This window comes from Novosphingobium sp. KN65.2 (assembly GCF_001368935.1).
GTDB classification, from domain to species: domain Bacteria; phylum Pseudomonadota; class Alphaproteobacteria; order Sphingomonadales; family Sphingomonadaceae; genus Novosphingobium; species Novosphingobium mathurense.
This window is the reverse complement of the sequence record NZ_CCBH010000217.1, coordinates 1-19664: the sequence shown is the minus strand read 5'-3', so window position 1 is coordinate 19664 and position 19664 is coordinate 1. Positions and strand designations below refer to the sequence as shown.

Here is a 19664-nt window from a genome sequence, read left to right as displayed (position 1 = left end):
GGCGCCCGGGGGGGCCCCCCCGCCGATGTCGACGACCATCGAGCCGACCGGTTCGGTCACGGGCATGTCGGCACCGATCGCCGCGGCCATCGGTTCGAGAATCAGGTAGACCTGGCTCGCACCGGCGTTCGAGGCGGCGTCGCGAATTGCGCGGCGTTCCACCGAGGTCGAGCCCGAGGGAACGCAGATCACGATTTCCGGGTAACGGAACAGGTTCTTTTTGCCATGCACCTTGCGGATGAAGTGCTTGATCATCTCTTCCGCGATTTCGATGTCGGCGATGACGCCGTCGCGCAAGGGACGGATGGCCTCGATGTTGTCGGGGGTCTTGCCCATCATCATCTTTGCATCGTCGCCCACGGCCTTGACCTTCTTCACGCCATTAAGCGTCTCGATGGCCACGACCGACGGTTCGTTCAACACGATTCCACGGTCCTGTACGTAGACGAGCGTATTGGCGGTCCCGAGGTCGATCGCCATATTCTGGGAGCCGAGTTTGAAGAATCGCGAGAAGGGCGAGGCCATCAGATATCCGTCTTTTTTCCAGTCATTTGCCGATCACTGCTGGGATCGGATGACAGGCATGTTGGCATGGAAGTTGGTCCCTTAACCCATCGATTTGGGAAACGCCAAAATTTTGTGTCGATTTGTAGTGGGATTCTTCGGGCGTCCGTCTCGAATTGACCGCGTTTCACCGCTAGAAATCGCTGATGCCCACAATTCGTCGCCTTCCCGAACATCTCGTCAACCGGATTGCAGCGGGCGAAGTCGTCGAGAGACCGGCCTCGGCGCTCAAGGAGCTCGTTGAAAACGCTATAGATGCAGGCTCCAGCCAGGTGACGGTGCGGATCGCGTCAGGCGGCCTCGACATGATCGAAGTCACCGATGACGGCTGCGGTATGCGACCCGACGAGATCGCCCTGGCCCTTGAACGGCATGCAACGTCCAAGCTGCCGGATGAGCATATCGAGCAGGTTTCCACGCTGGGATTTCGCGGTGAGGCGCTTCCGTCGATCGGATCGGTCGCCCGGCTGACGATCGAGAGCCGTCCGCGCGACAGCAGCGAGGGCTGGAAGCGAGTCGTCGATCACGGTGAGGTCGTTGCCGATGGTCCGGCGGCCTTGCCGCCCGGTACCCGGATCAGGGTCGAAAACCTCTTCGGCAAGGTTCCGGCGCGCCGCAAGTTCCTGCGCACGCCGCGTTCGGAATATGCTGCCTGCCAGGACGTCGTGCGTCGCCTGGCGATGGCCCGGCCCGATGTCGGTTTCGTGATGGAGCACGACGGCAGACGCGTGGTTGCGGTGCAGCCGCGCGAGGAACTTGCGTCGCGCGTCGCCCGCCTAGTAGCGCGCGAACTGGCGGAGGACGGGGTGCTGATCGAGGCGGAGCGCGGAACGGCAAGGCTCACCGGGGTCGCCGGCCTTCCCACTTTCAATCGCGGAGTTGCCGATCACCAATACCTGTTCGTCAATGGCAGGCCGGTGAAGGACCGCCTGCTGGTCGGCGCGGTGCGCGGCGCCTACTCGGACATGCTGGCGCGCGATCGTCATGCGGTGCTGGCGCTGTTCCTCGAAATTCCGCCCGAGGAAGTCGACGTCAACGTCCACCCCGCCAAGACGGAAGTGCGCTTTCGCGATCCCGCCTTCGTGCGCGGCTTCCTCGTCGGAGCCCTGCGCCATGCGCTTGAGGGGGCTGGACAGAAGAGCGCGCAGCCGCCTTCGGCATCGGCGATGGGCAACTGGCAGGTCGAGCCGACTGCCCCGGCCGCGCCGGAGCCGGCTCCTGCACTCGGCTCGCTCTTTGCCCGGCAATACTCCGCGCCCCGCACGAACTTCTCCGGATCTCGCCTGTCCGAAGCGGGAACGGCCTGGAAATCTTACGAGGCCGAAGTCATGGCCCCGCCTGCTGCGCGCGCCGAACAGGTCGGCGATGAGCCCGAAGAGGCATTGAGCTATCCGCTTGGCGTGGCACGGGGGCAGGTCGCGGGGACTTACATCGTGGCCGAAGCGGAAGACGGGCTCGTCATCGTCGACCAGCACGCTGCCCACGAGCGACTGGTGCTGGAGCGGCTCAAGGCCGCAGGTGCGGAAGACGCCATGGTGCGCAGCCAGGCGCTGCTTCTGCCTGAAGTCGTCGAACTGGAGGAAGTCGCCTGCGATGCGCTGGAGGACAAGATCGAAGACATGGCCCGCTTCGGCCTCGTCATCGAGCGCTTCGGCCCGGCGGCGATGCTGGTGCGCGCGGTGCCCTCGGTGCTCGGCAAGACCGACGCGCAGGGACTGCTGCGCGACCTGGCAGACGATCTGGCGAAGAATGGCGATGCCCTCTTGCTGGGCGAAAAGCTCGATCTGGTGCTCGCGACCATGGCCTGTCACGGTTCGGTTCGGGCCGGTCGTTCGCTGACGGTCGCCGAAATGAATGCCCTGCTGCGCGAAATGGAACGCACCCCGCGCTCGGGCCAATGCAACCATGGACGCCCTACGTGGGTTAAGCTTGCTCATCAGGATATCGAGAAGCTGTTCGGACGAAAATGATGCGCAAGACATTGGCGGTTATGGTTTTCCTCTCGCTTCTCGCCGGGTGCGAAGAGAAGGATCCACAAGAGGAAGCCGCGCAGGACGCCAAGGACATCGCGACAGTCGAGCGCATGAGCCGCGAACCGTTCAAGCCTATCGTTCCCGATCCGATCACCCCGGTCGACATCGATCGCTACGGTCTTGACCGCGCGGGCTGTTTCTTCCGCAAGACGGGCAAGGCCGGAAGTCAAGACAACGGTGGGCAGAAACCCGATCCGATCTTCTTCGGCGACAGTGTCGACGGTTTCCTGCGCATCAAGGGCGATCTCAAACGTTTCGCTGCCAAGACGCAGAGCGCGGAGTTTCCCGGCGGGGCACGGGCGACGTACGTTGGATTGTCGAGCTGGCTGGACATTGTCCGGTTGCCCGATGCCGGGACCGGGCCCGATGCGAATGTCTGGCCGGCCCGTCTGATCCTTCACGATTCGCAGGAACGCGTGGCCTTCATGGCGGACGGCACGGTCGACTGCAGTGCCTGAGCCGGAGTGAACCGTTGTGGTGGGCCGGGGATCAGATCCAGGGCAGCATCGCCTTTGCCAGCATCCACAGGCCCATGCCGATCATCAACAGGTTCTCGGTCAGCGATACGAAGCCAAGCGGCACATTGCCCGAACCGCCGACGCAGGCACACTTCAGCTCTCGTTTCTGGACATAGACCGCATAGTAGACAGACGCCGCGCCGATCGAGCCGATGAACAGGGCGACGGGAATGGAAATCCATGGCAGGACATGCGCCGTCATGAGGGCGCCAGCCACCCATTCCAGCGCGGGGTAGGCATAGGCATAAGGCACCCAGCGCCGCGCCAACAGGTCGTAGCCCAGGAACATCGTCGAGAATTTCTCGACGTCCTGCAGCTTGAGCATGGCAAGCAGCATCATCGAGATCGAGACGAACCATTCCAGAGGCAGGACGGCCAGCAGCGTGCCTAGCGAAGCCCAGCTTGCAGCGAGGGCCAGCGTTGCGGCCGTGGCGAAGATCGCGATGACCGGTTTGTAGCTCTTCTCGTCGGGATCGTGGACCTTGTGCCCGAAGAACTGGCGCAGGTCGTCGTATCCGCCGATCCGCTGCCCGCCAATGAAGGTCTGCGGGGTCGTCTCGACATCGTGGCGGGCCTTGAACGCGTCGGTTTCTTCGCGCGTTTCGAGCCACTTGTCGTCAATGCGGTAGCCGTGCTTCTCGAGAAGGTACATGGACTTCAGCCCGAAGGGGCAGACGTGCTTCTCCATGACCATGCGATAGAGAACGGCGGACTTGTTGGGATCGATCATTGCAGCTGCAGTTTTGTCTGGAGTTTCAGGTGAATCTGGCCTTTGCCGCCTCGAAATCGCCGCCGGGGTCCGGAATGATGCGGTACCGCGCGACGATCATGCTGAATACGCCGAAAAGTACCAGTCCGGCGGCCACCGCGAGGTAGAGCGGCGAAATATCGCGAAGGTCGGTAATGGCATCGCCGAGCGAGAGTGCCTCGCTGCTGCTTTCCAGCCAGCCCGAACGGATCAATGACCAGCCCATGACGAGAAAGACGAGACCGCGCGTGAAATAGCCGGCTCGGCCCAGCCAGCAGGTAAAGCTCGGCGCGGCAGCCGTGACCCGCTTCATGAAGCCGAGGGTGGCTGCTTCCTTGACCTGGAACAGGGCTGCCGCGACGAGGCCGATGCCGACCGCGCCCAGGGCAACGCTGCCCAGGTCGTAGGTCAGGGCGGTTGCGGCCATGTCCTGTGCGCGGCTGTCGGCATGGGCCTTGCTGCCGAGCGCGAACCGGAGCGCGGTCCAGGACAGGCCGAGATAGATCACGAAGCTGCACATGTGGCCGATGCGCACGGCAATGCCCTTCGCATCGTTGCCGTGGCGTTCGGTGTCGAGCACCGCGGTCGAAAGCCGGAACAGGGCATAGCCGAAGAGGCCGATGGCCGAGAGGAACAGGACTGGTGTGCCGCCCGGGATCTGGTTGATGTATTCCATCGCCCCGGCCTGGCCCTGCTTCACGGCCGATGAACCCGACGCGGAAATGGCGAGGTAGCCGAGCAGGGAGTAGACCACGCCGCGCGCAAAGTAGCCCAGCCTTGCCAGCCAGACGAGTTTCTCAGATTTGTCGACCATCCTTGGTGCGCTCCTGTCGCCCCTCGCAACAGCAACGCACCGGATGGACAATGGTGCCCCTTTTCGGGACGAACCGGGCTCAGACGTTGAACTTGAAGTGCATCACGTCGCCGTCATGCACCAGGTATTCCTTGCCTTCCTGACGCAGCTTGCCGGCTTCCTTGGCGCCGGCCTCGCCGTTCAGGGCGACATAGTCGTCATAGGCGATGGTTTCCGCGCGGATGAAGCCGCGTTGCATGTCCGAGTGGATCTCGCCCGCCGCTTCGGGCGCCTTGGCCCCCTTGTGGACGGTCCAGGCGCGGGCTTCCTTGGGGCCGACCGTGAAGAAGGTCAGCAGGCCGAGCAGGTCGTAACCGGCGCGGATGATGCGGGCGAGACCGGTTTCGTGCAGGCCCATTTCTTCGAGGAACACCATGCGTTCCTCGATATCCATGCCGACGAGTTCCGACTCGATCGCGGCGGAGACGATGACGGCGGTGGCGCCTTCGGCCTTGGCCTTCTCGAACACCCGGGCGGAGAATTCATTGCCTTCGGCGGCCGCTTCTTCCTCGACGTTGCAGACGTAGAGGACCGGCTTTGCGGTGAGCAGCTGGGCCTGCGCGAAGACGCGGGCTTCGTCGTCGTCCTTGGGCTGGGTCAGGCGAGCGGGCTTGCCGTCGCGCAGCAGTTCCAGCGCCTGCCCGAGCACCGAAGCGATGACCTTCGATTCCTTGTCGCCCTGAGCGGCCTTCTTCTGGGCCGCAGGCACGCGCTTTTCCAGGCTTTCGAGGTCAGAGAGCAGCAGTTCGGTTTCCACTGTCTCGGCATCGGCGATAGGATCGACCTTGTTGTCGACATGCTGGATGTCGTCATTCTCGAAGCAGCGCAGCACGTGGACCACGGCGTCGACTTCGCGGATGTTGCCGAGGAACTGGTTGCCCAGGCCCTCACCCTTCGATGCCCCGCGAACGAGGCCGGCGATATCGACGAAGGAAAGCTGGGTCGGGATGATCTTGGCCGAACCCGCGATTTCGGCCAGTTTGTCCAGGCGCGGGTCGGGGACGCCGACCTGGCCGACATTGGGCTCGATGGTGCAGAAGGGATAATTGGCCGCCTGAGCCGCCTGCGTCTCTGTGAGCGCATTGAACAAGGTCGACTTGCCGACATTGGGCAGGCCCACGATCCCGCAACGGAAACCCATGTGTTACTCCGGAATGAAAATTTCGCCGCCCATAGCGGTCAGGATCGGTCTTGACCAGTTTCACCTAATCTTCACCCCCTGCAACTATCGCTGCCGGGCATGAAATATGCGATCCGACTGAGCCTGCCGCTGGCCGCCGCCCTTCTTCTCGCCGGTTGCGGGGCAAGCCCGGAAGAGCGCCTTGCCCGGGCCGAACAGGCCTATGCCGCGCACAATTATTCCGCCGCGCGCGTCGACCTTGCCAGTGTGATCCAGGAGGCGCCGGAGAATGCCAAGGCACTGGAATTGCTGGCGCGCACCTACATCGACCTGTCTGACCCGGTTTCCGCCGGAAGCATGCTCGAACGGCTCGGCAGACTGGGCAAGTTGCCTGCGGATGCCGCCATCCTGCAGGGCAATGTCGATCTGATGCTGGGTCGCTACGACAAGGCACTTGCCGCGGTCGAAGGCGACGGTTCGGCAGAAGCATACAGGGTGAGGGCGATTGCCCATATCGGCCTCGGCGATACCGCCAAGGCAGGCGAGGCCTTTGCCGCCGGGGAAAAGGCGCCCGGCAGCAAGGGGCGCTTTTTGGCAGATTATGCGAGCTTCCAGCTAGAGAACGGCAATTTGGCCGAGGCTCGCCGGCTCGCCGAACTTGCTGCTGCGGAAAAGCCGCGCCCGCTCAACTCCTATCTCACCAGCGCTGACCTGCTGGCAACCGACAACCGGCTCGACAAGGCGCTCACCGTCTTCGAAGCCGGGCTCAAGGCCTATCCCGAAAGCCGCGCGGCCCTGCTGGGCAAGATCAGGGTGCTCGATGCGCTGGGCAAGAACGAGGCCGTCCGGCCGCTTGTTACCAAAGCCCTGGCGGACAATCCGGGTGACCTGGATCTCGCCTATTTCGACGCCCGGCTCGATGCTCTCGACGGCAAGTGGCAAGTCGTGCGTGACAAGCTGCAGCCACGCGAAAGCGTGCTCGAGCAGCAGCCGCAGGCCAATGCCCTCTACGCCAGGGCGCTGCTCGAACTGGGGCAGGGCGAGCAGGCGCGGGCACGGCTGACTTCGCAGTTGCTGCGCGAGCCGGACAATCGTCAGGTTCGCCTCCTGCTCGGGAAGGCCGAGCTGTCGCTGGGGGATGCCTCCGATGCCGTGGAGACGCTGGAGCCCTTTGCGGGGTTGCCCGATGCCACGAACGAAGAGCTGTCGCTGCTGGCCAAGGCCTACAAGGCGGCCGGCCGTCCCGATGCTGCAGCCGTGGCGCAAAAGGCGCGCGAAGCGGCGGGAGCGCGGATCGTCTCGCAACTGGCCTCGGCGGACAAGGCAATCCGCAACAGGGACTGGCAGACCGCGATCGGCGATTATGAGGCGATCCTGCGTCAGACCGATGGCAACAACGTTCTCGTGCTCAACAACCTGGCCTTTGCGTACACCCGGGTCGGCGATCAGGCCAAGGCGCTGACCTTCGCGGAGAAGGCGCTCAGGCTGGCGCCGGACAATGCCTCGGTCATGGATACGGCGGGCTGGTTGCTGCACAGTACCGGCAAGGACCGCAAACGCGGGCTGGCCCTTCTCGAACAAGCTGCCCGCAAGGCACCGGACAACGCCACGATCGCCAGCCATCTGGCTCAGGCTCGCAAGGGCTGAACGCAGATAAGGCCCCTTCCGCATGCCGCGAAAGGAGCCTTATCGGGAAACCTCGGGGAGCTAGGCCGAGGGTGGATGGACTTGCCTGTCAGGCCGTGGCGGGATGGGCTGTGCCACGGCGAGGGCGCCTGCGTGCAAACGCAAGGCCGGCGAGTCCAAGACCGAGAATTCCCATCATGCCGGGTTCGGGAACCGGCGTGCCGCCCGAGGAGCTCGAGCTGCTGCTGCTGATCGTGCCCGCGCCGCTGGCGGACGTGATGTTGCCGGCGCCCGAGATCGACTGGTAGCGCACGAAGAAGTCCGAGATCGTGATCGCTTCGGGAGCGGCATCGAAGCCGAGCGTCAGCGAACCGGTGCCGGTGTCGCCGGTGAGTACGCCGCCCGAGTTGCCACCGCACGAATTGCTGTCGCCGCCCTTGAAGCATACGTCGACGGTGCCGATCCCGTTCGGATATTTGCTGCTGAGCACCGAGTAGGAAAACGCACCGGTGCTGCTGGCATCGACGATGCCGGGATCGACGTCGAAAGCGAAGCTCGAAACGCGCGAGTCGAGGCTGCCGCTCGTGGTGTTGCTGACGCTGTAGTCGAAGACGTAGCCGGTCGAGGTTATCCCCGTCAGCGTGAAGGTTGCCGAGGAGGTCAGCCCGTCGATCGACGTGCCGCCGGAGAAACCGTCGAAATTGACCGTGAAGGAATCACCGATGCTGTTCGAATCGAGCGTGATCTCATCGGCCCAGGCCGGTGCGGCAAAAGTCAGGCTGGCAAATGCGGCCAGGCCCGTAAGCGCATGCTTTATGGTTTGCATCGAGTGATTCCCGCCGACAGGTTGAACTTAGCGAGAAGCGCGGCGGCGGCGCGCGTAGGCCATGCCGATAAGGCCGAGGCCGAGAATGCCGACCATACCGGGTTCCGGCACTTCCGAGCCGCCCGAGCTGGTGGAACCACCCGAGCTCGAAGTCGAACCGCCCGAGCTGGATTCGCAGGTTGAGTGGCCGCAACCGCAGTAGTGGGAGTGGTAGCCCCAGGCGAAGGCCTGAGTCGGTGCGCTGATGGCCAGCAGCGTGCCGGCTGCGAAGGTTGCGGCGAGCAGGGTCTTGCGGATCATTACAGTATTTCCCGTTTTGCAGTTTGGCTTGTTGCCTAACTAAGCAATGGCCGTGCCAATTGCGGAATGCCGGGATTCCTGATGGTTAACGCCCGATCTGGCCTGTGCTGCCTGTAAACTAACTCGACACAATCAATCGATTTCAGCAGTTTAGGGTTCGATATTGGCGCGCAAGGGATCGGCCGGGCGACCGTTATGGCCGACCGTCATGCGTGGCATGTCGTAAGCTAACGCGGGTGTCGATCAGTCCTGCATGCGCAGGGCGACATCGTTCATGAAGCGCGTGTCGTCGCCAGCGGCCAGCCGATCGGCTTCGGACGCAATGGCGCCCAGCATGTCGGACAGCGGATCGATCTCGGCCTTCGAATAGTTGCCGAGGACATAGCCGGTGACCCGGTCCTTGTGGCCGGGATGACCGATGCCAAGCCGTACGCGGCGGAAATCGGGGCCGAGGTGCTGGGCGATGGAGCGCAGGCCGTTGTGCCCGGCATGGCCGCCGCCTTGCTTCACCTTGACCTTGAAGGGAGCGATGTCGAGTTCGTCGTGAAAGACGGTCAGGTCGGACAGGTCGAGCTTGTAGAAGCGCATCGCTTCCCCGACGGACCTGCCGCTTTCGTTCATGAACGTGGCTGGCTTGAGCAGGAGGATCTTCTCGCTGCCGATGCGGCCTTCCTGTAGCCAGCCCTGGAATTTCTTCTGGACCGGCCCGAAGCCGTGGACGTCGGCGATCGTGTCGACGGCCATGAAGCCGACGTTGTGCCGCTGCATGGCATATTGCGGTCCGGGGTTCCCGAGGCCGACCCAAAGCTGCATCGTCTAACTCCCGACAGCAAAATGCCCACGGCGGAAACGAAAAAGGCCTCTCCCGCGCATCGCGAATTCGCGGCGCGGGAGAGGCCCGGTAATCCGTGGATTACTCGGCTCCGGCTTCAGCCTCGCCTTCGGTCTTGGTCGTGTCGCCTTCTTCGCTCTTCAGAGCCGAGGGCGCAACGATCGTCGCAATCGTGAAGTCGCGGTCGGTGATCGCGCTTTCCGAACCGGCCGGGAGCTTCACGTGGCTGATGTGGATCGATTCGCCCACGTCGAAGCCGGTGACGTCGATCGCGACTTCTTCCGGGATCTTGTCAGCGGCGCAGACCAGCTCGAGCTCGTGACGGACGACGTTGAGAACGCCGCCGCGCTTGAGGCCCGGGGCCTTCTCTTCGTTGACGAACGAAACCGGCACGTTGACGTGGACGCTCGCGCCCTTGGCGAGGCGCAGGAAGTCAACGTGGAGCGGACGGTCGGTGACCGGGTGGAAGGCAACGTCCTTGGGCAGGGTGCGCAGCTTCTTGCCGCCGACTTCGACTTCGACGATCGAGTTGAAGAAGTGACCGGTGCCGAGCTGACGGATCAGCTCCTTAGCCTCGACGTGGATGGCGAGAGGTTCTTCATTGCCACCATAGACAACGGCAGGGACACGGCCATCGCGACGCAGGGCACGGGAGGCTCCCTTGCCAGCCCGTTCACGCGTCTCGGCCGGCAGGTTAAGCGTATCGCTCATGAGGACTTGCCTTTCGAAAACTGGATAGATCGCGGCAATCGGATCGACCATCGACCCTCGCCGTCCCGTCACGCCTCCAGGGATGACCATGACAGGAGGGCGGCCCCTTATCCGTAAAGGGGCGCATTTGCAAGCCGTATCGCGGTTTTGCGGCCGCTATTCGACCCGGGTGACGGTGTAGCCGCGCGCCGCCAGCATCGCGGGGATCCCTTGCGGTCCTGCCATATGGGCAGCGCCTACGGCCACGAAAGGCATGTTCCCGGCCGTCATGGCCTCCACGATCCGGTCGGTCCAGCGCCTGTTTCGTCCGGTGAACAGCACCTCGCGCAGTTCCGGGTCCGCGAGCAGACCCTTTCGTGTCTCCTTCTCGATCGCGGACATGTCGCCCTTGCGCCAGCTTTCGGCAAGGTCGGTATCGGGGCTTGCCGCTTCCCTGACCACAGCGGCGAGCAGGTCGCGCTGTTCGCTTTCGGGCAAGGTATCGAAAAGGCCGAGCTGCTCCTTCGCGCCTTCGAGTTCGATCACCGGGCGCTGCCCGGCCGCGGCGATCACCGCGCGATCCACACCGTTGCGTGCAGCGCCGTCGTCTGAACCGCTGCGGGCCAGGGTGAGGGCCGCCGCCCAGGTGTCAATTGCCGCGAAGTCGTTGTCGCCATAGCCCGAGGACTTGAGCAGGGCGGCGAGGGCAGGGCGTTGCGGTGCGGCAATCCTGCTGGACAGGGGAGGCTGGCCATCGCTCCGGGCAAGTCGGGCGAAGGTGGCGGCAACGTCAGCCTCGTCTGCCAGGTTGGCGACTTCGACCATGACCGTATCGGCAGTATCGAGGGCGCGGCCGACTGCGGGCGTGCGCCAGGCAAGCGGTTTTTCGGCGCTATGGATGGTTCCGAAGAGCCACGCCGCCTCGCCCGAGGGGCCCCGGACCTTCCACAGCGCGGGGTCGGCCTGCTGCGGCTCGGGCGAGCATGCCAGCAGCGCCAGCGTTGCAAGCAGGGCAAACAGCAGGCGCAAGGCGGGTTACTGCAGCCGGGTCGATTGCACGCCTTGGGCGGCGAGCTGTTCCTGCACGCTGTCCTCGCCGGCAAGGTGACCGGCTCCGACTGCCACGAAGACCGTGCCCGGCTCGTCGAGGCGGGCCTTGAGCCACTTGGCCCATGCGGCGTTGCGATTGGTCAGCAGGACCTGCCGCACGCGCTTGTCGGTTTCGCCCGCGTTGAGAATCTCGGCCAGCTCCTCGGCGCGGCCTGCCTTCCAGGCCGCGATCAGCCTGGCCAGATCGTCGCGCATGGTCGGCAGTTGCTCGAGCACTTCCCCGAGATAGTTCTCCTGCGCATCGTCGGGCAGGCTGTCGAACAGGTCGATCTGGTATTCCGGGGTCTCCAGGGCCTGCCGGGCAAGGCCATGTTCCTTGGCCAGCGCCTCGATCTGCGATTCCACCCCGTTTTCGGCCTTGTAGCCTGCCTTCTGCATCGGCAGCGACGAGAGCAGCAGGGCGGCGTACCAGGGTTCGAAGCGGTCGAAGGCGCTCACCGGCACGCCGAGGTCGGTCATCGCCTTTTCATAGGCCGAGCGCTCTTGCTTCGGCAGGGCCTCGCGCAGCGACTTGCCGTCTGTACGCACGGCCTTGGTCAGGAAGGCCTTCTGCAGCTCGGCCGGCGAATCGATGATCGCCTCGGTCACCAGCAGCCTGGATGAATTGAAGGCCTTGGCGACCGGGCCGCTGTACCAGTCGGTCGCTTCGGGAAGAATGTGGATGGTGCCGAAGAGATAGATCGTCGTGTCATCGTCCGAGATCTTCCACAGGCCCGGCGTGGCGGGCACCGGCTTTACCGCAACGGGTGCCTGCGTGCTCGTCGCAACGGCGGCGACCGGCGCATTCGCGGCGCCTTCGCCGGTTGTGGCCGGAGCCTCCTGCGCGAGCAGCGAAGTCGCGCCCAAGAGCGTGAGAATGCAGGCGGAAATGCCGAGCCGGGCGTTGGTTCTGCTGATGATCATGGGCATGACAGTGGCCGACAATGGACAAACGGGCGATTAACGCAAGCCGCTAATCGTGCTCGCCGCTGTGGCGGGCGAGGCACATGGTCGGCAATTCGCATGTCATGGCCTGTTGATTTGGCATCCCCGATCCGCCAAAGGCCGCGCAGCCAAGAAATTGACGGAATCCGCATGCCAACCGCCGCCGAACAGCCGCTCAGCTTCCAGGACATGATCCTGACGCTTCATAATTTCTGGAGCGCGCAGGGCTGCCTGATCCTCCAGCCTTACGACATGCGCATGGGCGCGGGGACGTTTCACCCCGCCACGACCCTGCGCGCACTCGGTCCCGAGCCGTGGAAGGCCGCCTACGTGCAGCCCTCGCGCCGCCCCACCGACGGTCGCTATGGCGAGAACCCGAACCGGCTGCAGCACTACTACCAGTATCAGGTCATCCTGAAGCCGAACCCCGAGAACCTGCAGGAACTCTACCTCGCCAGCCTCGCGGCGATCGGCGTCGACCCGCTCGCGCACGACATCCGCTTCGTCGAGGACGACTGGGAAAGCCCGACGCTGGGCGCCTGGGGGTTGGGCTGGGAAGTCTGGTGCGACGGCATGGAAGTGACGCAGTTCACTTATTTCCAGCAGGTCGGCGGGTTCGACTGCAAGCCGGTCGCCGGTGAGCTGACCTACGGCCTGGAACGCCTTGCGATGTACATTCAGGGCGTCGACCGCGTGTACGACCTGCGCTTCAACAACGAGGGCGTGAGCTACGGCGACGTCTTCCTTGCCAATGAGCAGCAGCTTTCGAAGTACAACTTCGAGATCGCGGATACCGATGCGCTGTTCGCCGCTTTCAGGGCGGCCGAGGCGGAATGCATGCGCTGCATCGAGGCGCAGATCCCTCTGGCAGCCTACGATCAGGCGATCGAGGCTTCGCACCTGTTCAACCTGCTGCAGGCGCGCGGCGTGATTTCGGTGCAGGAACGCGCCAGCTACATCGGCCGCGTGCGCGATCTCGCCAAGGGATCGTGCCAGGCCTGGATCGAAAAGAACAAGGACGAGTGGGAAGCCAAGTTCCCCGGGTGGACCGTATGACCGACTTTCTTCTCGAACTGCGCTCCGAGGAAATTCCCGCCCGCATGCAGGCGGGTGCGCGGGCCGATCTCGAAAAGCTCTTCCGCAAGGAATTGCAGGCAGCCGGCGTTGCCGTGGGCGCAGTCACCGTGTGGTCGACGCCCCGCCGCCTTGCGCTGATTGCGCGCGACCTGCCGCTCGCCACCGAAGCGGTGCGCGAAGAGACCAAGGGCCCGGCCGCCAGTGCGCCCGAGCAGGCGCTCGAAGGCTTCCTGCGCAAGACGGGCCTGACCAAGGACCAGCTCGAAGTCCGCGACGTCAAGGGCAAGGACACCTATTTCGCGGTCGTCGAAAAGCCGGGCCGCGCAGTCAGCGAGGTTCTGGCCGAGGCGATCCCGGCGATCGTGCGCGCTTTCCCCTGGCCCAAGTCGCAGCGCTGGGGCTCCGCCTCGATCTCGACCGAGTCCCTGCGCTGGGTGCGCCCGCTCTCGGGCATCGTCGCGATCCTGGGTGAAGACCTCGTCGAATGCGAGGTGGGGGGGATTCGCTCGGCCTACACGACCAAGGGCCATCGGTTCCATCACCCCGACGAAATCACCATCGGCGGCGCCAATGACTATGCCGACAAGCTGCGTGCGTGCCACGTCATCGTCGATCATGAGGAGCGGCAGGACCTCGTGCGCACCAGGGCGCGCGAAGCCGCCGCGGCTGCCGGCCTGACGCTGGTCGAGGACGAGGGGCTGGTGATCGAGAACGCCGGTCTTACCGAATGGCCGGTGCCTCTGCTCGGCCGCTTCGACGAAGATTTCCTCGAGGTTCCGCCCGAGACGATCCAGCTCACCGCGCGCGTGAACCAGAAGTACTTCGTGTGCGAGAAGGACGGCCAGCTTGCCGACGCTTTCGTCTGCACGGCCAACATCGTGGCCAGCGACGGCGGCGAGGGCATTGTTGCCGGCAATCGCAAGGTGCTTGCCGCGCGTTTGTCCGATGCCCGTTTCTTCTGGGAGCAGGACCGCAAGACGCCGCTGTCCGAGCACGCGAAGAAGCTGGAACGCATCACCTTCCACGAAAAGCTGGGCACCGTCGCCGACAAGGTCGAACGCGTGGCCAAGCTGGCGGAATGGCTGGCAAGCGAGGGCATCGTTCCGCAGTGCGATCCGGCGCTGGCGCGGCAGGCTGCAGAACTGTGCAAGGCCGATCTCGTCACCGAGATGGTCGGTGAGTTCCCCGAACTGCAGGGGCTCATGGGCGGCTACTACGCTCGGGCAGAAGGTCTGCCCGATGCCGTGGCCGATGCCATTCGCGACCACTACAAGCCGGTAGGGGCAGGCGACGACGTGCCGACTGCCCCGGTGACCGTGGCGCTGGCGCTGGCCGACAAGCTCGACACCCTGCGCAGCTTTTTCGAGATCGACGAGAAGCCCACCGGGTCGAAGGACCCGTTCGCCCTGCGCCGTGCGGCACTGGGCATCATCCGTCTGGTGACCGACAACAATCTGCGCTTCGGCGTCGCCGAAGGCGATTTGCTCGATTTCTTCGCCGACCGTCTCAAGGTCCAGCAGAAGGAAGCCGGCGTCCGTCATGACCTGATCGATGCGGTCTTCGCGTTGGGCGGTGAGAACGACCTCGTGCGTCTGCTTGCCCGCGTCCACGCCTTGCAGGCTTTCGTCCAGACCGAGGACGGCACCAATCTGCTTGCCGGTTACAAGCGTGCGGCCAACATCCTCAAGAAAGAGGACTGGAGCGCGCAGGATGACGGGATCGAGCATTCCGGTGACGAAGACCCGCTGGAAAACGTGGACGATCCGGACATGCAGGCCGTCTATGAGGCCGAGTTCGCGGAGCAGGCCGCGCAGAAGAGCCTTTCCTACACGCCCGAAAAGGCGGAAAAGGCCCTGATCGACGCTCTCGACAGTGCCGAGCCGAAGGCCGCTTCGGCGGTGGCCGCAGAAGATTTCGCAAGTGCAATGGCGGCACTGGCGTCCTTGCGCCAGCCGATCGATTCATTCTTTGACGAGGTGACGGTGAACGACCCCGATCCTAGCAAGAGAACGGCACGCCTCGCATTGCTTGATCGTTTTCGTGCTGCAGTGCACAACGTTGCGGATTTCTCGAAGGTCGAAGGGTAGGCAATTCAACCCGTTTTGACCGTGTAAACTGTGTAAACCAGAACAGGAAAGTCAGGGGACAGATGAGCAGGCAGGTCTATACCTTCGGCGGTGGCGTAAAGCACGATGACCCGCGTTCGCGCGACAAGGTCATCACCGGCGGCAAGGGCGCGAACCTTGCGGAAATGGCCGGGATCGGTCTGCCGGTTCCCCCCGGCTTCACGATCACGACCGAAGAATGCGTCAAGTATCTGGCCGAAGGCGGCGATTTTTCCGACGCTCTGCGCGCGGACGTTGCCGAAGCCCTGACCCACATCGAGAAGACCGTCGGCAAGAGCTTCGGCTCGGCTGCCGATCCGCTGCTCGTTTCGGTCCGTTCCGGCGCCCGCGTCTCGATGCCGGGCATGATGGACACGGTCCTCAACCTCGGTCTCAATGACGAGACGGTCGAGGGCCTGTCCGCCACTTCGGGCGACGAACGCTTTGCCTGGGACAGCTACCGCCGCTTCATCCAGATGTATTCCGACGTCGTTCTGGGCGTCGAGCACCACCTCTTCGAGGAAGCGCTCGAAATCGCCAAGGAAGACAACGGCTACCTCAATGACGTCGAGATGACCGCCGACAACTGGCGCGCCATCGTCAGGCAGTACAAGGGCATCGTCGAGAGCGAACTGGGTCACGCCTTCCCGCAGGACGTCAACGAACAGCTCTGGGGCGCAATCCGCGCGGTGTTCGATTCCTGGGATTCGGACCGCGCCAAGGTCTATCGCCGACTCAACGACATTCCCGGCGACTGGGGCACGGCAGTCAACGTCCAGGCCATGGTTTTCGGCAACATGGGCGAGACTTCGGCCACCGGCGTTGCCTTCACCCGCGACCCGGCGACCGGCGAGAAGGCCTATTACGGCGAATGGCTGGTCAATGCGCAGGGCGAGGATGTCGTCGCCGGCATCCGCACTCCGCAGTACCTGACGAAGGCCGCCCGTGAGCGTGCCGGGGCCAAGCCGCTGTCGATGGAAGAAGCGATGCCCGCAGCCTACGGCGAACTCGCCGCGGTCTTCGAGCTGCTCGAAAAGCACTATCGCGACATGCAGGACATCGAGTTCACCGTCGAGCGCGGCAAGCTGTGGATGCTGCAGACCCGCTCGGGCAAGCGTACCGCCAAGGCTGCGCTGAAGATGGCGGTCGACATGGTCGGCGAAGGTCTCATCGACGAGCAGACCGCGATCAAGCGTGTCGATCCGATGGCGCTCGACCAGCTCCTGCACCCCACGCTCGACCCCAAGGCCCCGCGCGACCTGCTGGGCAGGGGCCTGCCCGCATCGCCGGGTGCCGCTTCGGGTTCGATCGTGCTCGATGCCGACACCGCCGAAAAGCGCGCGGAAATGGGCGAGGCGGTCATCCTCGTTCGTGTCGAGACTTCGCCGGAAGACATTCACGGCATGCACGCGGCCAAGGGCATCCTTACCGCCCGCGGCGGCATGACCAGCCACGCGGCGGTCGTCGCCCGCGGCATGGGCCGTCCCTGTGTCTCGGGCGCTTCGGGCCTGTCGATCGACATGAAGACCCGCACCCTGCGCATGGGCAACCGTGAGCTGAAGGAAGGTGACATCCTCACGCTCGACGGTGCCAGCGGCGACATTATGGCCGGCGAAGTGCCGACCATCGAGCCTGAGCTGGCCGGCGACTTCGCGACCCTGATGGAATGGGCCGACAAGCACCGCCGCATGAAGGTGCGCACCAACGCCGAGACCCCGGCGGACTGCAGGATGGCTCGCCAGTTCGGCGCCGAGGGTATCGGCCTGTGCCGCACCGAGCACATGTTCTTCGATGCCAATCGCATTTCGTCCGTGCGCCAGATGATCCTGGCCGAGGACGAAGCCGGTCGCCGCGCCGCGCTCGAGAAGCTGCTGCCCGAGCAGCGCGCCGACTTCCACGCGATCTTCGATGTGATGGCGGGCCTTCCGGTCACCATCCGCCTGCTCGACCCGCCGCTGCACGAGTTCCTGCCGCATGGCGACGAGGAGTTCGCCGAGCTCTCCGAAGCCATCGGCATCGGCGTGGCGACGCTCAAGCGCCGGGCCGACGAACTCCACGAGTTCAACCCGATGCTCGGCCACCGTGGCTGCCGTCTCGGCATCACCTTCCCCGAGATCTACGAGATGCAGGCGCGTGCCATCTTCGAGGCCGCCTGCGACGTCGCCGATGCCTCGGGCGAGGCGCCGGTGCCCGAAGTGATGATCCCGCTGGTCGCCACGAAGCGCGAGCTGCAGATCCTCAAGAAGGTCGTCGACGACACCGCCGCCAAGGTATTCGCCGAGAAGGGCCGCACGCTCGAATACATGGTCGGCACCATGATCGAGCTGCCGCGCGCAGCCCTGATGGCCGCCGAGATCGCCGAGGAGGCGAAGTTCTTCTCGTTCGGCACCAACGACCTGACGCAGACGACGCTGGGCGTCAGCCGCGACGATGCCGCGCGCTTCCTCAGTCCCTACGTCGAGAAGGGCATTTACCCGCGCGATCCGTTCGTCAGCCTTGATATCGAAGGTGTCGGCCAACTCGTCACCATGGGCGCCGAGCGCGGTCGTGCCACGCGCGCCGACCTCAAGCTCGGCATCTGCGGCGAACATGGCGGAGATCCGGCCTCGATCGCGTTCTGCGAGAAGACCGGTCTCGACTATGTCAGCGCCTCACCCTACCGCGTGCCGATCGCGCGTCTGGCAGCGGCGCAGGCCGCGCTGGGCTGACCTGTCATGTTTTCGGGCTGGAAGTCAGCGCTTCCAGCCCGACAGCGTCAGGATTTCGAACTTCTCGACCGTCCGCCCATCCTCGCCGGCGGCGGAAAAAGCCTCGCGCGCTTTTGCGAGAGCCTGCTTGCCCAGCGCCGGCGCATGGTCGGCCAGGACATTGCCGCAGCCCTGCGCGCGCAGATCGCCCACGAGCCTGTCGAGGCTGCGGAACGATACATTGAGCGGGCGCTGATCGATCACCGGATCGGCAAAGAGCGTGCGTTGGAGCAGTTGTCCGCCCGAGCGCACGTCCACCGCGGGGTGCATGCGCGCGGCGGGTTGGTCGCCGTCGGCGCGGAGCATCACGTCCCGCAAGATCGGCAGGCAACCGGCAGACAGGAAGCTGGCGATCATCATGCCGCCGGGTGCAAGCGCCTTGCGGATGTGGATGAGGGCGCCGGGCAGATCGTTGAGCGTGTCGAGCGTGCCCAGGCTGGCGATCAGGTCGAAACCATCGAGTGGGTAGGGCTGTTCCTCGTCGAAGCCTTTCGCCGGTTCGACCTCGGTCACCTTGACGCCGCGCGCTGCAAGGTTTCGGGCAAGCTCGCCCGTCCAGTCGCCGATGATGAGCGCGCTCGCCGGTTCGAAGCGCAGGAACTCAAGACGCTCGATCACGTCTTCGACCATGTCCTCGATCAGGTAGCGGGGCGCATCGGGGCGGTTCTGCAGCGCGAGCATACGACAGCGGGCCATGCGGCGCCGGGTCTGGGAGAATATGCGGGGGGGACCTTTGCTAGCCATCCGTGCCCCCTGCCGCGTGATCGCCGATCACGCAACCGCTTGTCGCGCCCGGGCGATCGGCTAGCATGGCGCGATGCCGCTTTCCCAAGCCCTTGCGCCGTTGGTGGACCTGGTTTTTCCGCCGCGCTGCCCGCTGTGCGGTGAGGGAATTGCGGCGCAGACGGGCCTGTGTTCCACCTGCTGGTCGCAACTTGCCATTCCCGGCGATCCATCCTGCGCGGCCTGTTCGCGGCCTTTCGCGGAAGGGACGGGCGAAGGCACCATCTGCGCGCCATGTCTTGCCTCCCCCCCACGCCATGACGGGATCGCCGCAGCCACGCTCTACAACGATGTTTCGCGCAAGCTGGTGCTCTCGCTCAAGCACGGCAATCGCATCTCGCTTGCCCCGATGATGGCCGGATTGATGCGGGCGAAGCTGCCATTTGTGGATGAGACCTGGGTGGTCGTGCCGGTGCCGCTGCATCGCTGGCGGATATGGAAGCGTGGTTACAACCAGTCCGCAGAACTGGCGCGCGAGATCTGCAAGGTCACACTGGCACGCCATTGCGTCGACCTTCTGGAGCGCCGAAAGGCGACACCCTCGCTTGGCGGGTTGGGGCGAAAGGCTCGCAAACGCATGCTGTCAGGTGCGATCGATCTGAACCCGCGCCGGGTGCCTCAAGCGCAGGGGGCGAAGATCGTCCTGGTCGACGATGTCATGACCAGCGGGGCAACAAGCGACGCCTGCGTGGCTGCACTCAAGCGGGCTGGAGCCGAAACGGTCGTGATTGCCTGCTTTTCACGGGTGCTGGACGAAGCGCTCGACTTGACCTGACGGCGTGCATGCCCAAACGAAAACGCCCCCCCC

At 64.5% G+C, this 19664-nt stretch carries 18 protein-coding genes; 7 read left to right on the top strand and 11 right to left on the bottom strand.

Annotated elements, in window-relative coordinates:
* The coding region (locus tag SPHV1_RS23155) for a rod shape-determining protein (RefSeq protein ID WP_156367435.1) at positions 1-525 on the bottom strand (525 nt) is incomplete at its 3' end.
* A gap of 185 nt (positions 526-710) precedes the next feature.
* Here SPHV1_RS23155 and mutL point away from each other — a divergent pair.
* The gene (gene mutL / locus SPHV1_RS23150) at positions 711-2534 is read left to right on the top strand and encodes a DNA mismatch repair endonuclease MutL (protein WP_054948357.1); all 1824 of its coding nucleotides are present in this window, start codon (positions 711-713) and stop codon (positions 2532-2534) included.
* Entirely contained in the window at positions 2534-3055 is a 522-nt protein-coding gene (locus SPHV1_RS23145; RefSeq protein WP_054948360.1) for a hypothetical protein, read from the top strand. Before mutL ends, SPHV1_RS23145 begins: the two co-directional genes overlap by 1 nt.
* Positions 3056-3086: 31 nt before the next feature.
* Here the strand turns inward: SPHV1_RS23145 and SPHV1_RS23140 are convergent, their stop codons facing one another.
* From SPHV1_RS23140 to ychF, 3 genes are all read right to left on the bottom strand, one after another.
* On the bottom strand, positions 3087-3845 hold the full coding sequence (locus SPHV1_RS23140; RefSeq protein WP_054948356.1) for a MauE/DoxX family redox-associated membrane protein: 759 nt from the start codon (positions 3843-3845) through the stop codon (positions 3087-3089).
* 25 nt (positions 3846-3870) lie between these two features.
* Entirely contained in the window at positions 3871-4677 is an 807-nt protein-coding gene (locus SPHV1_RS23135; protein ID WP_054948355.1) for a DUF1206 domain-containing protein, read from the bottom strand.
* A 79-nt stretch (positions 4678-4756) separates the two neighbouring features.
* Positions 4757-5857 (bottom strand): redox-regulated ATPase YchF, encoded by a 1101-nt coding sequence (gene ychF / locus SPHV1_RS23130; protein WP_054948354.1) that lies wholly within the window; start codon positions 5855-5857, stop codon positions 4757-4759.
* A gap of 99 nt (positions 5858-5956) precedes the next feature.
* On the opposite strand from ychF, the gene SPHV1_RS23125 reads away from it, so the two are divergent.
* Entirely contained in the window at positions 5957-7483 is a 1527-nt protein-coding gene (locus SPHV1_RS23125) for a tetratricopeptide repeat protein (RefSeq protein WP_054948353.1), read from the top strand.
* An 88-nt stretch (positions 7484-7571) separates the two neighbouring features.
* Here SPHV1_RS23125 and SPHV1_RS23120 read toward each other — a convergent pair whose 3' ends face one another.
* The 6 genes from SPHV1_RS23120 to SPHV1_RS23095 all read right to left on the bottom strand — a co-directional run bounded on the left by SPHV1_RS23120 (position 7572) and on the right by SPHV1_RS23095 (position 12123).
* Positions 7572-8288, bottom strand: coding sequence for a cistern family PEP-CTERM protein (locus SPHV1_RS23120; protein ID WP_231634831.1), 717 nt, complete (start codon positions 8286-8288; stop codon positions 7572-7574).
* 27 nt (positions 8289-8315) lie between these two features.
* On the bottom strand, positions 8316-8588 hold the full coding sequence (locus SPHV1_RS23115) for a PEP-CTERM sorting domain-containing protein (protein WP_054948352.1): 273 nt from the start codon (positions 8586-8588) through the stop codon (positions 8316-8318).
* A gap of 243 nt (positions 8589-8831) precedes the next feature.
* Complete coding sequence (pth, locus tag SPHV1_RS23110) at positions 8832-9401, bottom strand: aminoacyl-tRNA hydrolase (RefSeq protein ID WP_054948351.1); 570 nt, start codon at positions 9399-9401, stop codon at positions 8832-8834.
* A 100-nt stretch (positions 9402-9501) separates the two neighbouring features.
* Entirely contained in the window at positions 9502-10131 is a 630-nt protein-coding gene (locus SPHV1_RS23105) for a 50S ribosomal protein L25/general stress protein Ctc (protein WP_054948358.1), read from the bottom strand.
* Between the two features lie 156 nt (positions 10132-10287).
* Complete coding sequence (locus SPHV1_RS23100) at positions 10288-11139, bottom strand: TraB/GumN family protein (RefSeq protein ID WP_054948350.1); 852 nt, start codon at positions 11137-11139, stop codon at positions 10288-10290.
* 6 nt (positions 11140-11145) lie between these two features.
* A complete protein-coding gene (locus SPHV1_RS23095; protein WP_054948349.1) occupies positions 11146-12123 on the bottom strand; it encodes a TraB/GumN family protein in 978 nt (325 codons plus the stop codon).
* Positions 12124-12294: 171 nt separating this feature from the next.
* On the opposite strand from SPHV1_RS23095, the gene SPHV1_RS23090 reads away from it, so the two are divergent.
* The 3 genes from SPHV1_RS23090 (at position 12295) to ppdK (ending at position 18034) form a co-directional block, all read left to right on the top strand.
* Positions 12295-13200: a glycine--tRNA ligase subunit alpha gene (locus tag SPHV1_RS23090; protein ID WP_054948348.1), complete on the top strand. Its 906-nt coding sequence runs from the start codon at positions 12295-12297 to the stop codon at positions 13198-13200.
* Complete coding sequence (gene glyS, locus SPHV1_RS23085) at positions 13197-15308, top strand: glycine--tRNA ligase subunit beta (protein WP_054948347.1); 2112 nt, start codon at positions 13197-13199, stop codon at positions 15306-15308. Before SPHV1_RS23090 ends, glyS begins: the two co-directional genes overlap by 4 nt.
* Positions 15309-15370: 62 nt before the next feature.
* Positions 15371-18034, top strand: coding sequence for a pyruvate, phosphate dikinase (gene ppdK / locus SPHV1_RS23080; RefSeq protein WP_054948346.1), 2664 nt, complete (start codon positions 15371-15373; stop codon positions 18032-18034).
* A gap of 24 nt (positions 18035-18058) precedes the next feature.
* Here the strand turns inward: ppdK and SPHV1_RS23075 are convergent, their stop codons facing one another.
* Entirely contained in the window at positions 18059-18817 is a 759-nt protein-coding gene (locus SPHV1_RS23075; protein WP_054948345.1) for a bifunctional 2-polyprenyl-6-hydroxyphenol methylase/3-demethylubiquinol 3-O-methyltransferase UbiG, read from the bottom strand.
* A 73-nt stretch (positions 18818-18890) separates the two neighbouring features.
* Here SPHV1_RS23075 and SPHV1_RS23070 point away from each other — a divergent pair, with 73 nt between their 5' ends.
* Positions 18891-19631, top strand: a complete 741-nt coding sequence (locus tag SPHV1_RS23070; protein WP_054948344.1) for a ComF family protein — start codon at positions 18891-18893, stop codon at positions 19629-19631.
* The last annotated feature ends 33 nt before the right edge of the window (positions 19632-19664 follow it).